The 16,179-nt window shown below is 62.0% G+C and carries 14 protein-coding genes; 5 read left to right on the forward strand and 9 right to left on the reverse strand.

The annotated features are described in order from the left end of the window. The 5 genes from AC1Q9F_RS12075 (at position 1) to AC1Q9F_RS12095 (ending at position 5,638) form a co-directional block, all read left to right on the forward strand. Positions 1-678: a heavy metal response regulator transcription factor gene (locus AC1Q9F_RS12075; RefSeq protein WP_003228008.1), complete on the forward strand. Its 678-nt coding sequence runs from the start codon at positions 1-3 to the stop codon at positions 676-678. After that, positions 668-2,032 carry a heavy metal sensor histidine kinase gene (locus AC1Q9F_RS12080; RefSeq protein ID WP_007956745.1) on the forward strand — a complete coding sequence of 455 codons (1,365 nt, stop codon included), beginning with the start codon at positions 668-670 and terminating at the stop codon, positions 2,030-2,032. Before AC1Q9F_RS12075 ends, AC1Q9F_RS12080 begins: the two co-directional genes overlap by 11 nt. A gap of 258 nt (positions 2,033-2,290) precedes the next feature. Continuing rightward, positions 2,291-2,512, forward strand: a complete 222-nt coding sequence (locus AC1Q9F_RS12085; protein WP_127799824.1) for a hypothetical protein — start codon at positions 2,291-2,293, stop codon at positions 2,510-2,512. Between the two features lie 195 nt (positions 2,513-2,707). Beyond that, positions 2,708-4,024, forward strand: coding sequence for an OprD family porin (locus AC1Q9F_RS12090; RefSeq protein WP_492619835.1), 1,317 nt, complete (start codon positions 2,708-2,710; stop codon positions 4,022-4,024). A 108-nt stretch (positions 4,025-4,132) separates the two neighbouring features. Next, positions 4,133-5,638 (forward strand): sensor domain-containing diguanylate cyclase, encoded by a 1,506-nt coding sequence (locus AC1Q9F_RS12095; protein WP_492619834.1) that lies wholly within the window; start codon positions 4,133-4,135, stop codon positions 5,636-5,638. A 61-nt stretch (positions 5,639-5,699) separates the two neighbouring features. Here the strand turns inward: AC1Q9F_RS12095 and lpxC are convergent, their stop codons facing one another. The 9 genes from lpxC to murD all read right to left on the reverse strand — a co-directional run bounded on the left by lpxC (position 5,700) and on the right by murD (position 16,178). After that, on the reverse strand, positions 5,700-6,611 hold the full coding sequence (gene lpxC / locus AC1Q9F_RS12100) for a UDP-3-O-acyl-N-acetylglucosamine deacetylase (protein WP_007956752.1): 912 nt from the start codon (positions 6,609-6,611) through the stop codon (positions 5,700-5,702). A 112-nt stretch (positions 6,612-6,723) separates the two neighbouring features. Then, on the reverse strand, positions 6,724-7,920 hold the full coding sequence (gene ftsZ, locus AC1Q9F_RS12105) for a cell division protein FtsZ (protein ID WP_007956754.1): 1,197 nt from the start codon (positions 7,918-7,920) through the stop codon (positions 6,724-6,726). 67 nt (positions 7,921-7,987) lie between these two features. Further along, a complete protein-coding gene (gene ftsA, locus AC1Q9F_RS12110; RefSeq protein WP_127799830.1) occupies positions 7,988-9,247 on the reverse strand; it encodes a cell division protein FtsA in 1,260 nt (419 codons plus the stop codon). A gap of 15 nt (positions 9,248-9,262) precedes the next feature. Next, positions 9,263-10,129 (reverse strand): cell division protein FtsQ/DivIB, encoded by an 867-nt coding sequence (locus AC1Q9F_RS12115; protein WP_007956757.1) that lies wholly within the window; start codon positions 10,127-10,129, stop codon positions 9,263-9,265. Positions 10,130-10,133: 4 nt separating this feature from the next. Then, on the reverse strand, positions 10,134-11,108 hold the full coding sequence (locus AC1Q9F_RS12120) for a D-alanine--D-alanine ligase (protein ID WP_492619833.1): 975 nt from the start codon (positions 11,106-11,108) through the stop codon (positions 10,134-10,136). After that, positions 11,105-12,565, reverse strand: a complete 1,461-nt coding sequence (gene murC, locus AC1Q9F_RS12125; protein ID WP_207983891.1) for a UDP-N-acetylmuramate--L-alanine ligase — start codon at positions 12,563-12,565, stop codon at positions 11,105-11,107. Before murC ends, AC1Q9F_RS12120 begins: the two co-directional genes overlap by 4 nt. Next, entirely contained in the window at positions 12,558-13,628 is a 1,071-nt protein-coding gene (gene murG / locus AC1Q9F_RS12130; RefSeq protein ID WP_492619832.1) for an undecaprenyldiphospho-muramoylpentapeptide beta-N-acetylglucosaminyltransferase, read from the reverse strand. The genes murC and murG overlap by 8 nt, the downstream gene beginning before the upstream one ends. Continuing rightward, entirely contained in the window at positions 13,618-14,835 is a 1,218-nt protein-coding gene (ftsW, locus tag AC1Q9F_RS12135) for a putative lipid II flippase FtsW (protein ID WP_007956765.1), read from the reverse strand. The genes murG and ftsW overlap by 11 nt, the downstream gene beginning before the upstream one ends. Next, a complete protein-coding gene (gene murD / locus AC1Q9F_RS12140) occupies positions 14,832-16,178 on the reverse strand; it encodes a UDP-N-acetylmuramoyl-L-alanine--D-glutamate ligase (protein WP_492619831.1) in 1,347 nt (448 codons plus the stop codon). The genes ftsW and murD overlap by 4 nt, the downstream gene beginning before the upstream one ends. Position 16,179: the final 1 nt, after the last annotated feature.

The following is a 16,179-nucleotide window of genomic DNA, read 5'->3' on the forward strand; positions in this document are numbered from 1 at the left end:
ATGCGCGTTCTGATTATCGAAGACGAAGAGAAAACCGCGGACTACCTGCACCGCGGCCTGACGGAACAGGGTTACACCGTGGATCTGGCCCGCGACGGCGTCGAGGGCCTGCATCTGGCGCTGGAAAGCGACTACGCGGTGATCGTCCTCGACGTGATGCTGCCGGGCCTCGACGGCTTCGGCGTGCTGCGCGCGTTGCGTGCGCGCAAGCAGACGCCGGTGATCATGCTCACCGCCCGCGAGCGTGTCGAAGACCGGATCCGCGGTCTGCGCGACGGCGCCGACGATTACCTCGGCAAACCGTTCTCCTTCCTCGAACTGGTGGCGCGCCTGCAAGCACTGACCCGGCGCAGTGGCGGCCATGAACCGGTGCAAGTGAGCATCGCCGACCTGTGGATTGACCTGATCAGCCGCAAGGCCACCCGCGCCGGCACCCGGCTGGATCTGACCGCGAAGGAGTTTTCGCTGCTCAGCGTGCTAGCCCGGCGTCAGGGCGAAATCCTCTCGAAAACCGCGATTGCCGAGATGGTCTGGGACATCAATTTCGACAGCGACGCCAACGTGGTCGAAGTCGCGATCAAGCGCCTGCGAGCCAAGCTCGACGGGCCGTTCGACGAGAAACTGCTGCACACGATCCGCGGCATGGGTTATGTGCTGGAGAGCCGTGGTGTCCAGTAATTCCATCGCCCTGCGCCTGAGCGGGATGTTCACGCTAGTGGCGCTGCTGGTGTTCCTGTTGATCGGCGGCGCGCTGTATCAACAAGTGGACAAAGGCCTCGGCCTGCTGCCGGAAGCGGAACTCGATGCGCGTTACAGCGTGCTGGAATCCGCGCTCAACCGCTATGGCACCCCCGAGCATTGGGTGAAGATCAACGCCAAGCTCAAGCTACTCGGCGAAGAAGACAAGCGCATCCGCTTCTGGGTGGTCAGCGGCAATCCAGGCTACGAATTCGGCGAGCCGGATGCCTTGATCCGCGCGTTTGCCCAAGGCCCGCTGGGCATGCGCGACCTGCAACTGCCCGACCATCCCTATCCGCTCAAAGTGCTGCTCACCGAACTGCCGGCCAAGGATCAGCGCCCGCCGCTGCGCTTCATGATCGGCATCGACACCGAGACCTTTCACCAGACCCAGCATCAGTTGCTGATTGCGCTGGTCAGTCTGGCGGTGATCGGCGTGCTGCTGGCCTCGGCCTTGGGTTACTGGGTGGCGCGGATCGGCCTCAAGCCGCTGATCAAACTGTCCCACGAAGCCCAGCGTCTGGCGCCGCCGTTGCGGGCCGGACGCCTGCGTCTGTCGCCGTTGCCGCCGGAATTGGAGCAGTTTGTCGACTCGTTCAACTCGACGCTGGAGCGGGTTGAACAGGCTTATTCGCGGCTGGAATCGTTCAACGCCGACGTTGCCCATGAGCTGCGCTCGCCGCTGACCAACCTGATCGGCCAGACCCAGGTCGCCCTCACTCGCGGACGCTCTGCCGAGCATTATTTCGAAGTGCTGCAATCCAACCTCGAAGAACTGGAACGCCTGCGCTCGATCATCAACGACATGCTGTTCCTGGCTAGCGCCGATCAGGGCAGCAAGGCCACCAAACTGACCTCGACCTCGCTGGCCGATGAAGTGGCGACCACCCTCGAATACCTCGATTTCATCCTCGAAGATGCGCAAGTCCAGGTTCGGGTAAGCGGCGACGCGCAGGTGCAGATCGAGATCGCCCATCTGCGCCGGGCCTTGATCAATCTGCTGAGCAACGCGGTGCAACACACCGCACCGGGACAGGTGATCGAAGTGCAGATCGCGGTCGAGGACCATCAGGTCAGCATCGGCGTGGCCAACCCCGGTTCGCCGATTGCCAGCGAGCATTTGCCGCGGTTGTTCGAGCGCTTCTACCGGGTCGATGCTTCGCGCAGCAACAGCGGCAACAACCATGGGTTGGGCCTGGCGATCGTCAAGGCGATTGCGCTGATGCACGGCGGCGATGTGTTTGTGCGCAGTGATCGCGGGATGAACACTTTCGGGATCCACCTCCCGGTCTGACCCCTCTCCCGATCGTTCCCACGTCGAGGCGTCGAACCGTCCGCGTGGGAATGCAGCCCGGGACGCTCCGCGTTCCATTCCAAAGTCGAACACAGAGCTTCCATCAAGGTGTTCCCACGCCGAGTCCGGGAATGATCACCTGTTGATCTTTGCTTCTGCTGTAACAGTCATTTATGAAAATCACGCTGTTTCCCAACGCCCGGCAACCTTATCTTTGCCCGCACCAAACAGCACTTGCCAAGCAAGAAGGTTTTCAAGATGTCCAACAGTATGGGTATTGCCAGCGCTTTCGTTTTGTCCTCATTGATCCTGTCGCCGATGGCGATGGCTGAAGAATCGCAGTCGTTCGTAGCGCAAAACGCCGCTCGCGCTCACGCATTCGAACAGCATCAGGCAGAAGTGATGGCCAAGGCTCAAGACGCCACGCAAGCCCCTCAGGCCGCAACTTCCCAGACTCAGGCTTCAGAGAAAGACAGCTGAGGCGCGCACCGCTCCGTTTCCCTCGACGCGGTTGTTTGGCTCTTCCCGTTCAACCGTCGTCCTTGCAGGCCGCTGATTTTCAGCGGCCTTTTTTCGTTGTGGTCTGTAAGCTGTCCGGTTCGTCTTTAACAATTAGAAACATCCCGCACCTCAAGACATTGAAGTGTCAGTTGACCCCAAGGAGCTTTACCGCACGTGCGTTACCCAGTTCGCTTCACCCCGCTGTTCATTGCAATTGCCGCAACGATTGCCCCCGCCGCCCACGCTGCCGAAGCCGAGCAACAAGGATTCGTCGAAGGCGCGAGCCTCAACCTCAACGCCCGCAACTACTACATGAACCGCAACCGTCTGCAGCAGACGGATGACAACATCGAGTGGGGCCAGGGTTTCCTCGGCAAATTCGAGTCGGGCTACACCGAAGGCACGATCGGCTTCGGCATCGATGCGCACGCCATGCTCGGTCTGAAACTCGACGGCGGTGGCGGCACCGACAACTCCAGCATCCTGCCGGTCAGTGACGGCAGCGGCAAAGCGCCGGGCTCGTTCTCCACGGCGGGCGGCACCTTGAAGATGCGTGCATTCGATACCGAGCTGAAGGCCGGCGACCTGTTCCTCGCCAACCCGGTGATCGCCGGTGGCGAGACGCGCATGCTGCCGCAGACCTTTCGCGGCCTCAGCCTGACCAACCACAGCTTCGACGGCTGGATGATCGAAGGCGGCCAGGCCAGTTTCACCAAGCCCTACAACCAGAGCGGCCACAAACGCATCGGCACCTCTTATGGCACCTTCGCCGACGGCGACAAGAGCCAGCACCTGAACTGGGCCGGCGTTGCCTTTAGTGGCGTCGAAGGCCTGACCAGCAGCCTGTATGCCTCCGAACTGAAGGACATCTGGAACCAGTACTACTACGACCTCGACTACACCTGGGCGCTGAACGATCTGGTGACCCTAAACCCGGGCCTGCACTTCTATCACACGCAGGACACCGGCGACGCGCTGCTGGGCAACATCGACAACAACACCTATAGCCTGCATTTCACCGTCGGCATCGGCAGCCACAGCGTTACCGCCGCGTATCAGCGGGTCAACGGCAACACACCGTTCGATTACATCAGCCAGGGTGACAGCGTTTACCTCGACAACTCGCAGCAGTACTCGGACTTCAACGGCCCGAACGAGCGCTCGTGGAAACTCAAGTACGCCTACGACTTCGCCGGCGTCGGCCTGCCGGGCCTGACCTCGTCGCTGTCCTATTCGCGCGGTACGCTGGACCTGACCAAGGTCGATCCGGACAGCAAGGGTTACGCCTCGTGGTACAGCGCCGAAGGCCGCAACGCCAAGCACTGGGAGCGCGACATCGACCTCAAGTACGTGGTGCAAAGCGGTCAGGCCAAGGACCTGGCGGTACGCCTGCAATGGGCGACCAACCGTGGCGGCAACGGTTACGGCGCGCTGGATACGGACACAGATGAATACCGTGTGATCATCGACTACCCGATCAACGTCTTCTAAGATCGGCGCTACAGTAAAAGGCCAGCCTGATGCGCTGGCCTTTTTCTTGCCTGTGGCAGCGAAGCGGGTACAACTACGCTTACAAGAATCCCTTACCGAAACCGAACCATGATCGCGAGCCGCACCCCTACCGTTCCCGGCACGACCGGACGCTCCGAGCTGCTGCTGATCCTCGGCAGCCTGCTGAGCGTGATCGCGATTGTGTGCATCGTCACGTTCCTGCTGATCCGCGAACACGCCAACGCTCAGGAATCGGCCACCCGCGGCGCCACCACCATCGCCCAGCTGATCGACGCCGACGTGCTGCGCACCGTCGAGCTGTATGACCTGACGCTGCAAGGGCTGATCGCCGCCGCCCAGCGTGACGACCTGAAAGACGTGTCGCCGCAGATCCGCCATCTGGCGCTGTTCGATCGCTCCACTACGGCGCGCTTCAAGGGCGACATCCTGTTGCTCGACAAGTATGGCGACGTGATTGCCGACTCCTCGCGGGTCGATCCACTGCCGGGCAATTTCGCCGACCGCGACTACTTCCTCGCCCACGCCTTCAAGCGCGACTCCGGCATGTTCATCAGCCGTCCGTTCAAACCCCGTTGCGACTGCGATGACGCGGATCAGTGGCGAATCAGTTTCAGCCGGCGCATCTCTTCGGACACCGGCGAGTTTCTGGGCGTGGCCGTGGCGTCGATGAAACTCGATTACTTCGATCAACTGTTCAACAGCCTCGACATCGGCGTCGACAGCACCCTCAACATCATCAACAACGATGGCATCCTGCTGGCACAGAAGCCTTATCTGCAGAGCGATTCGATCGGCAAGAGCTTTGCCGCCCGGCCCAATGTGGTGCGGATCCTGCGCGACAACAACGGCAATGGCAGTTTCAACAGCATTTCGAGCATGGATTATCAGCAACGGCTGTACACCTATTCGCGGGTCGGCAATCTCCCACTGACGGTGATCGTTGCCCTGTCCAGCGAAGAAGTGTTCGGCGCGTGGCGACGCACGGCGATCCTGATCAGCGGCGCCACCGGCGTGCTGTGTGCCGGCCTGCTGTGGCTGACCTGGCTGTTGGCCCGGGAGCTGCGCCTGCGCCAGCGGGCCGAACGCGAACTGGCGCAACTGGCGGCGACCGATGCCCTGACCGGGGTCGCCAACCGTCGGATGCTCGATCAGTCACTACGCCACGAGTGGTTTCGTGCCCAGCGCTCGGGCAAGCCACTGTCATTGCTGATGATCGACGCCGACCACTTCAAGGCCTTCAACGATCGCCACGGGCATCAAGGCGGGGATCAGGCGTTGCGTGAACTGGCGAGGGTAATCACCGCCAATGTGCGGCGTCCGGCGGATCTGGTGGCACGGTATGGCGGTGAGGAGTTTTCGGTGATTCTCGCGGAAACCGACAGCGTCGGGGCGCAGCAGATCGCCGAGCACATCCGTGCAGCGGTGGAACAACTGCCAAGCGTCAATGAAGACCAGTCACCGATGACCGTGAGCATCGGCATCAGCACCTGGACGGCGGCGAGCGAAATCAGCCTGGAACAGCTGTTGTTCGCGGCGGACAGGGCGTTGTATCAGGCCAAGGAAGGTGGGCGAAACCGGGTCGTCGTGGCCTGAGAACAGGCATAAAAAAAGGCCACCCAAAGGTGGCCTTCAAAAAACTAGAGAGGTTTTTTACTTACACCGCCGCAACCGGGCGCATGTAAGAGATTGGTGCAGTGCTGGCATCTTCGAACGTCACGACTTCCCAGGCATCTTTCTGCTCAATCAACTTGCGCAGCAGCTGGTTGTTCAGTGCGTGGCCGGACTTGAAGCCCTTGAACTCACCAATCAGGCTGTTGCCCAGCAGGTACAGGTCGCCAATCGCATCGAGGATCTTGTGCTTCACGAATTCGTCTTCATAGCGAAGGCCGTCTTCGTTCAGTACGCCATCGGCATCGACCACGATCGCGTTTTCCACGCTGCCGCCGAGTGCGAGGTTGTGCTTGCGCAGGTACTCGATGTCACTCATGAAACCGAAAGTACGGGCGCGGCTGACTTCTTTTACGAACGAAGTGCTGGAAAAATCCACGCTTGCACTTTGGGTGCGGTCCCGGAAAACCGGGTGATCGAAATCGATCTCGAAGCTCACCTTGAACCCTTCGAAAGGGACGAAAGTGGCGCGCTTGTCGCCGTCTTCCACTGTCACTTCACGCAGGATGCGGATGAATTTCTTGGCGGCGTCCTGTTCTTCCAGGCCAGCCGATTGAATCAGGAATACGAAAGGTCCTGCGCTGCCATCCATGATCGGGACTTCAGACGCGGAGAGCTCGACGTAGGCGTTATCGATGCCCAGGCCAGCCATGGCCGAGAGCAGGTGCTCCACCGTGTCTACCTTCACGTCACCGTTGACCAGCGTCGTCGACATGGTTGTCTCGCCGACGTTGGCCGCGCGAGCCGGTATCTCGACAACCGGATCGAGATCGGCACGACGAAAGACGATCCCGGTATCGACAGGTGCAGGCTTGAGGGTCAGGTAAACCTTCTCCCCGGAGTGCAGACCTACACCGGTGGCACGGATAATATTTTTCAGTGTGCGTTGTTTAATCATGGCATGGGCCGCTTCAGCGCAAATTGCGAACTGGTATCAACAAAGGCTGGCGATGATAGCAGACCGAGCCTTTGCTGAACACCAATCACCTGAATACCCCTGATACATTTCATCAATCGGCCTGACGACGCAGGAAAGCCGGGATGTCCAGGTAGTCCAGGTCATCTTGCGGATTCATCTTCGCGGCAGTCGCAGCACCGGCCTGAGCCTGGTTGCGCATGACGGTCGGACGGTCCAGGTCACGGTAGTTTACCGCTGGCTGTTCCTGACGAGCGGGTGCCGGTTGCTGCACTTGAGCAGCCGCCATCGAGGTGTGAACGGTGTTGTCGATGACCTTCACAGGCTTCTCGATTTTCGCGCCCAGACCGGTGGCAACCACGGTCACGTGCAGTTCGTCGCGCATGTCCGGATCGATAACGGTACCGACCTTGACCATCGCGTGCTCGGAAGCGAAGGCTTCGATGATCGAACCCACGTCGGAGTACTCACCCAGGGACAGGTCAGGACCGGCAGTGATGTTCACCAGGATGCCGCGTGCGCCTTGCAGGTTCACGTCTTCCAGCAGCGGGTTGCGGATGGCCGCTTCGGTCGCTTCACGTGCACGGTTCGGACCGCTGGCGCAGCCAGTGCCCATCATCGCCATGCCCATTTCGCTCATCACGGTGCGTACGTCGGCGAAGTCGACGTTGATCATGCCCGGACGCTTGATGATGTCGGAGATACCGCGAACGGCGCCGGCCAGTACATCGTCAGCCTTGGCGAAAGCCGACAGCAGGCTTGCGTCCTTGCCGAGGATGGTCAGCAGTTTTTCGTTCGGAATGGTGATCAGCGAGTCGACGCTTTCCGAGAGCATGCGGATGCCTTCGTCGGCGATCTGCATACGCTTGCGGCCTTCGAACGGGAACGGACGGGTCACGACCGCAACGGTCAGGATGCCCATTTCCTTGGCCACTTCGGCGATGATCGGCGCAGCACCGGTACCGGTACCGCCGCCCATGCCGGTGGTGATGAACACCATGTTGGTGCCGGCCAGCACTTCAGCAATGCGCTCGCGATCTTCCAGCGCAGCCTGACGACCGACTTCCGGGTTGGCGCCGGCGCCCAGGCCTTTGGTCACGCCGGTGCCCAGTTGCAGAATGGTGCGCGCGCCGATGTTTTTCAGCGCTTGAGCATCGGTGTTGGCGCAGATGAATTCCACGCCTTCGATGTTGCTCTTGACCATGTGGTTGACAGCGTTGCCGCCGCCACCGCCAACACCGATAACTTTGATTACCGGGCTTGCGGGGATGTTGTCTACGAGTTCGAACATTTTCCCTCTCCTTACATTCTCTAGTTTTTTCGCCTACTGCTGTTTGTTGCGGTGCTGCGGTAAAGCGTTAGAAGTTGCCTTGAACCCACTTCTTCAAACGGTCCAGCAACGGCGCCTGCGGCTCATCGTTGCTGTAGCTGTCGCGGCTGCCGATGCCCGAGAACGAGATCCCGTCGGACTGCTTCTGCAGGCCGTACATCAACAAGCCAACGCCAGTGGAATAAATCGGGTTGCGTACCACGTCATCCAGACCTTTCACGCCATGCGGCACGCCCAGGCGGACCGGCATATGGAAGATTTCTTCGGCCAGCTCGGTGGCGCCTTCCATCTTCGAGGTACCACCGGTCAGTACGATGCCGGCCGGGATCAGGTCTTCGTAGCCGCTGCGACGCAGCTCGGCCTGGATCAGGGTGAACAGTTCGTCGTAACGCGGCTCGACCACCTCGGCCAGTGCCTGACGGGACAGTTCGCGCGGCGGACGGTCGCCGACGCTCGGCACCTTGATGGTCTCGCCGGCACCGGCCAGTTTGGCCAGGGCGCAGGCGTAGCGGATCTTGATCTCTTCGGCGTACTGGGTCGGGGTGCGCAACGCCATGGCGATGTCGTTGGTCACCTGATCGCCTGCGATCGGGATCACGGCCGTGTGGCGGATCGCGCCTTCGGTGAAGATCGCGATGTCGGTGGTGCCGCCGCCGATGTCGACCAGGCACACGCCCAGCTCTTTTTCGTCGTCGGTCAGGACCGAGTAGGCCGAGGCCAGTTGCTCGAGAATGATGTCGTCGATTTCCAGACCGCAGCGGCGCACACATTTTTCAATGTTCTGTGCGGCATTGACGGCGCAGGTGACCACGTGAACCTTGGCTTCCAGACGCACGCCGGACATGCCCAGCGGCTCGCGCACGCCTTCCTGGTTATCGATCACGTAATCCTGCGGCAGGGTGTGCAGCACACGCTGGTCGGCCGGGATCGCCACGGCCTGGGCAGCGTCGAGTACGCGCTCCAGGTCCGCCGCGCTGACTTCGCGATCACGGATCGCGACGATGCCGTGGGAGTTCAGGCTGCGGATGTGATTGCCCGCCACGCCGACGAACGCCGAGTGAATGCGGCAACCCGCCATCAACTGGGCTTCCTCGATCGCGCGCTGGATCGACTGCACGGTGGACTCGATGTTGACCACCACGCCTTTTTTCAGGCCGCGGGACGGATGAGTGCCGATCCCGACGATATCGAGCGTGCCGTCGTCCGCAACCTCGCCGACCAGCGCCACCACTTTGGAGGTGCCGATATCGAGACCGACGATCATTTTGCCGCTTTGCACGTTTGCCATGGGTCCTGCCTCTTCTTAATTCTTTGCGACAGCGGGTTGGGCTGTCGTCGGCGCTACTGGTTCCCGCCAGCCAACAGCGAGGCCGTTGGCATAGCGCAGATCGATGCGCGCAATGTTCGTAATCTGTTCTTTGAGCGTCTTGTCATAGATGGCAATGAAGCGGCGCATCTTTTCCACCAGGTTGCCGCGTCCCAGCAGCAGCTCGATCCCGGGGCCGGAACTGCCGGCACCGGTGGTCAGGAACCAGCTGCCGCGTTCACGCAGCTCGAGCCGCGCAATCGAGAAGCCCAATGGCCGAAGCATCTGGCTCAGCACCTGGTATTGCTGCATCACTTGCTGCTGGGCCCGCTGCGGACCGAACAGCTGCGGCAGGTGTTCGTAGTTCGCCAGTTCCTTGGGCGTGAACGCCTGGCCCTGGTTGTTGAGCAACGACTCGTCGCCCCAGCGGGCCACCGGCAGTTGCTCTTCGAGGCGGATCACCACCTGGTCCGGCCACACCCGACGTACTTCGGCGTGGGCGATCCACGGCATCTGCTCAAGCTCCGTGCGCATGCTCGCCAGGTCGATGGTGAAGAAGCTCGACGCCACGTACGGGGCGATCCGCTGCTGCACCGCTTGCTGGCTGATGTAACTCAGGTCGCCCTGCACGGCGATCTTGGTGATCGGCCGGTCGGCGTACGGCAGCAAACGCTGTGCGCCTTCGTAAGTGCCGAAGCCCAGGGCCACCAGCAGAACCGGCCAGAACAGACCTTTCAAAAAGCCGAAGTTGGCTTTTGGCAGGCGCGCGGACATCGGCTCTTTGGCCACCATTCGGCTGGCACCCCGCGGCACCGGCTTGCGGCCGGGTGCAGGTGGCTGATGTCTGAGCTGTGCGCCTTGCATGGTCTTAACCTCGCGCCTCTTTATTGCCATCGGCATCGACACTGGCGGCCAGAATGGCCAGGACCAGCTGCTGGAAATCCAGACCGGCCGCTTTCGCCGCCATCGGTACCAGGCTGTGATCGGTCATGCCAGGAGCGGTGTTGACTTCCAGAAACCAGAATTTGCCGTCGGCGTCCTGCATCACGTCCGCCCTGCCCCAACCGGCGATCCCCAGCGCCTCGCAGGCTTGCGCCGTGAGGTCCATGAGCTCTTTTTCCTTGGCGGCATCGAGCCCGCACGGAATCCGATACTGGGTATCGTTGGCGATGTACTTGGCGTCGTAGTCGTAGAACGTGTGTGGCGTACCCAGGGCGATAGGAGGCAACACCTGGTCACGCAGGGTGGCGATGGTGAACTCCGGACCGTGGATCCATTGCTCGACCAACACTTGTGAATCGTAGGTACTGGCCGCTTTCCATGCGTCGATCAACTCGGACGCAGAACTCACTTTGGCCATCCCGATACTTGAACCTTCATGCGCCGGTTTGACGATCAAAGGGAAGCCCAGTTCCGTCGCTGCGGAAATACAATCGGCCTCGCTGCGCAGCACGGCGTGACGCGGCGTCGGAATCCCGAGCGTGTGCCAGACCTGCTTGGTGCGCAGTTTGTCCATCGCCAGTGCCGAAGCCAGGATGCCGCTGCCGGTGTATGGAATGCCGGCCACTTCGAGCAGGCCCTGCATGCTGCCGTCTTCACCGCCACGACCGTGGAGGATGATGAACGCGCGGTCGATCTTTTCACTCAGCAGGCGCTGCAGAATGTCGGCGCCGACGTCGATGCCGAACGCGTCCACACCGGCGCTTTGCAGCGCAGCGAGCACGGCGTTGCCGGACTTCAGCGAGACTTCACGCTCGGCACTCAGGCCACCGAACAGCACGGCCACACGGCCGAAATCCTTCGGGGCGATGGTGGAGAACAGATTGGCGTAGGCAGCAGTCATTTCAACTTCCCCTCGACCGAGGCCGCCACGGCACCGGCGAACAACTCGCTTTTCAACAGTTTCGGTGCGAGACCGCCGATATCACCGGCGCCCTGGCACAGCAGAATGTCGCCGGCACGCAGCAGCGGCTTGACCAGCGGCGCCAGATCGACACCGCGCTCGATGTAGATCGGGTCGAGCTGACCACGCTGGCGGATGCTGTTGCACAGCTTGCGGCTGTCGGCGCCCGGGATCGGCTCTTCGCCGGCCGGATAGACTTCCATCAGCAGCAGCACGTTGGCGTCGGCCAGTACATTGACAAAATCGTCGTACAGGTCGCGGGTGCGGCTGTAGCGGTGCGGCTGGTAAACCATCACCAAACGGCGCTCAGGCCAGCCACCTCGCACGGCCTTGATCACGGCCGCGACTTCGGTCGGGTGGTGACCGTAGTCATCGACCAGCATCACGTTGCCGCCGTCCACCGGCAGTTCGCCGTAGACCTGGAAGCGCCGGCCGACACCCTGGAACCCGGACAGGCCCTGGACGATGGCTTCGTCGCTGACGCCTTCGTCGGTGGAGATGCAGATGGTGGCCAGCGCGTTGAGCACGTTGTGGTTGCCCGGCATGTTCACGGACACATCCAGCGGCTCGCGATCAGGACGCAGCACGGTGAAGAAGGTCTGCATGCCCTGCTGGCGAACATTGATCGCACGCACGTCGGCTTCTTCGCTGAAGCCATAGGTAACGACCGGACGTTTGACCTGCGGCAGGATTTCACGCACCACCGGGTCGTCCAGGCACACCACTGCCAGACCGTAGAACGGCAGGTTGTGCAGGAACTCGACGAAGGTTTTCTTCAGTTTGTTGAAGTCGCCGTCGTAGGTCGCCATGTGGTCGGCGTCGATGTTGGTGACCACGGCGACCAGCGGTTGCAGGTGCAGGAAGCTTGCGTCGCTTTCATCGGCTTCAGCGATCAGGTAACGGCTGGTGCCGAGCTGGGCATTGGTGCCCGCGGCGTTCAGACGGCCACCGATGACGAAGGTCGGATCCAGGCCACCGGCCGCGAACACCGAAGCGATCAGACTGGTGGTGGTGGTCTTGCCGTGAGTACCGGCGACGGCGATGCCGTGGCGGTAGCGCATCAGTTCGGCAAGCATTTCGGCACGCGGCACCACCGGGATGCGGCGCTCAAGGGCAGTCGCCACTTCCGGGTTGGAAGTGTTGACGGCGCTCGACACCACCAGCACATCGGCGGCCGCGGCGTTCTCGGCACGGTGGCCGATGAAGATCTGTGCACCGAACGATTCCAGACGCTCGGTTACCGGCGAAGCCTTGAGGTCGGAACCGGATACGGCGTAACCCAGGTTCAGCAACACTTCGGCAATACCGCACATGCCCACGCCGCCGATCCCGACGAAGTGGATGCGACGGATGCGGCGCATTTCCGGTTGCGGCATGGCTTTCTGATTCTCAACCATGGGCCACCTCCAGACAGGTATCGACCACGCTACGGGTGGCTTCGGGTTTTGCCAGACGGCGGGCCGCTTGGGCCATTTCTTCGAGTCGTTGCGGTTGCATCAAGACCTCTGTCAGGCGCGCGGCAAGGTCCGCGGCACCAGTCGTTCTTTGTGGCATCAGGAAGGCAGCGCCTTCACGGGCCAAATAATCGGCGTTGCGGGTCTGGTGATCGTCGATCGCATGGGGCAACGGCACCAGCATCGAGGGCAGACCGGCGGCAGCCAGTTCGCTGATGGTCAATGCGCCGGCGCGGCACACCACCAGGTCAGCCCAGCCATAGGCCTGGGCCATGTCTTTGATGAACGGCTGCACCTGCGCATCCACGCCGGCGGCGCGGTAGCGCTCTGCAGTCACTTCATCGTGGTTTCTGCCAGCCTGATGGAACACTTCCGGACGCAAGTCGGCAGCGACGTGTGCCAGGGCTTCAGGCAGCAACTTGTTCAACGGCTCTGCGCCCAGGCTTCCGCCCAGGATCAGCAAACGCGCCTTGCGTCCGGCCAGGGCCGGGCGCGGTGTTTCGAGGAACAGCTCGCTGCGCACCGGGTTACCGGTGGTACGGCGGCTGTCCGACAGGGTAAAGGTGTCGGGGAAGGCTTCACACACCCGGGCGGCGAACGGCACCAGCAACCGATTGGCGGTGCCGGCCACGGCGTTCTGCTCATGAACGATCACCGGCACGCCGGCCAGTTTGGCGGCAAGACCACCGGGACCGGTCACGTAGCCGCCGAATCCGACCACGCACACCGGACGCAAGCGGCGAATGATCGCCCGCGCCTGCCACACCGATTTCAGCAACATGAACGGCGCCTTGAGCAGCGACAGCTTGCCCTTGCCACGCAGGCCAGTGGCGTTGATGCGGTGCAATTCAAGACCCGCCGCCGGCACCAGATCGTTCTCGATCCCGCGCGGCGTGCCGAGCCAGTGCACGGTGTAGCCGCGCGCCTGGAATTCGCGGGCACAGGCCAGTGCCGGGAACACGTGGCCACCGGTGCCGCCGGCCATGATCAATACGTTAGCGCCCATGGTTCGGCTCCTCGGCGAAGTCGCTCTCATGGAATTCCATCTCTTCACTGCCCAGGTGGGTCCGACTCTCCCACTCGATCCTCAGCAACAGGCCAAGGCAGGCGCAGCAGATCACCAGGGAACTGCCGCCATAACTGAGGAACGGCAAGGTCAGGCCCTTGGTCGGCAGCAGGCCGACGTTCACGCCGATGTTGATCAGGAACTGGCCGATCCACAGGAACGACAGCCCGTAGGCAACATAAGCGGCAAAAAACTGTTTGGCTTTCTCGGCCCACAGACCGATGTACATGCCGCGAATACACACGAACACGAACAGTGCCACGGTGCACAGCGAGCCCACCGCGCCGAGCTCCTCGGCCAGGACCGAGAACACGAAGTCGGTGTGGGCTTCCGGCAGGTAGAACTGTTTCTGCACGCTGTTGCCCAGGCCAACGCCCAGCCATTCACCGCGACCGAATGCGATCAAGGCTTGCGACAATTGATAACCGGCACCGAACTGGTCGGCCCATGGGTCGGCGAAGTTGGTCAGACGCGCCATCCGGTACGGCTGCATCTGAATCAGCAACACCACCGCACCGACGGCCAGCACCACCATCAGCGAGAAACGGAACAGCCCGACCCCGCCGAGGAACAGCATCGCCGCCGCAGCACCCATCATCACGACGGTGGCACCGAAGTCCGGCTCCATCAGCAACAGGCCCGCCATCGGCAGCAGCACGATGAACGGCTTGAAGAAGCCCATCCAGCTCTCGCGCACTTCTTTCTGACGACGCACCAGATAACCGGCGAGGTAGATCACCACGAACACCTTGGCGATCTCGGAGGGCTGAACGTTGAAGAAGCTGAAACCGATCCAGCGCATCGAACCGTTCACCTCACGACCGATCCCCGGGATGATCACCATTACCAGCAGGCCGAACGCGCCGATCAGCATCAGCCAGCCCAGCCGCTGCCAGGTGGCGATCGGAATCATCATGGTGACGACGCACGCGCCCAGGCCCAGCACCACGTAGATCAGGTGACGGGTCATGTAATAAAGAGCACTGCCCGACTGCGCCGCGCCGACTTCTGTCGATGCCGAAGCGATCATGATCAGGCCCAGACCGAGCAACGCCAGGCAACCGGCGAGCATCGGGAAGTCGAGGTCGATTCCGCGTCCGGTGATCAGCGGCGACGGGTATGGCTTGATGATGTTTCTCAAGCTCATGCCAGATCCTCCACGGCGCGGACGAACTGGTGACCACGGTCTTCGTAATTCTTGAACATGTCGAAACTGGCGCAGGCCGGCGACAGCAGCACCACGTCACCCGGCTGGGCGGCGGCACGGCATTGTTCGACCGCGTCGATCAACGAAGTGGCGCGAATCAGCGGCACGGCATCGCCGATGGCCTCGCCGATCTTGTCGGAGTCGCGGCCCATCAGGATCACGGCGCGGCAATGAGTTGCAACCGGATCGCGCAGGTCCTTGAATTCGGCACCCTTGCCGTCGCCACCGGCGATCAGCACGACCTTGCCGTCGATGTCCGCACCCAGGCCTTCGATGGCGGCCAGTGCAGCGCCGACGTTGGTGGCTTTGGAATCGTTGTAGTAACCGACGCCGTCCAGATCACGCACCCACTGGCAACGGTGTTCGAGACCCGCGAAGGTGCGCAGCGCTGCCAGCATGGCGTCGAACGGCAGTCCGACCGCGTGGCCGAGCGCCAGCGCCGCCAGGGCGTTGGACTGGTTGTGGGCGCCGCGAATCTTCAGTTCACGCACCGGCATCAGGTTCTGGAATTCGAAGGCCAGGTATTTCTCGCCATTCTCTTCGCGCAGGCCGAATGCCTTGAAATCGGGTTTGGTCAGGCCGAAGGTCCAGCACGGCTGGCCCTCGCCCATCAGCGGACGGGTCAATGCGTCCTGACGGTTGACCACGAACTGCTTGGCGCCACGGAAGATCCGGTGCTTGGCCAGGTGATAGGCCGGCAGACCGCTGTAGCGGTCCATGTGGTCTTCGCTGATGTTGAGCACGGTCGCCACTTCGGCGTTGAGCTGGTCGGTGGTTTCCAGCTGGAAGCTCGACAGCTCCATCACGTACAGCTCGACGTCATCGCTGAGCAGATCCAGCGCCGGCGTACCGAGGTTGCCGCCCACGGCCACACGTTTGCCGGCCGCAGCCGCCATCTCGCCGACCAGGGTGGTGACGGTGCTTTTTGCGTTGGAACCGCTGATGGCCACGATCGGCGCCTTCGCGTTACGCGCGAACAGCTCGATGTCGCCGGACAGCTTCACGCCACGGGCCGCGGCGGCTTGCAGGGCCGGGGTCGCCAGCGCCAGGCCGGGGCTCACGTAGAGCTCGTCGGCACGGCACAGGAATTCGACGTCCAGCTCGCCACAACGCACTTCCACGTGCGGATAGTCACGCTGGAGCGTGGCCAGTTCCGGTGGATTTTCCCGCGTGTCGGCCACAGCAAACGCCACGCCCCGGTTCGCCAGGAAGCGAACCAGGGACATGCCGCTCTTGCCGAGGCCGACAACGATGCGGAAGTGGTCAGAAGCGATCAGAGACACT

The sequence above is a fragment of the Pseudomonas sp. GW823-FHT04A03 genome, from assembly GCF_058796615.1.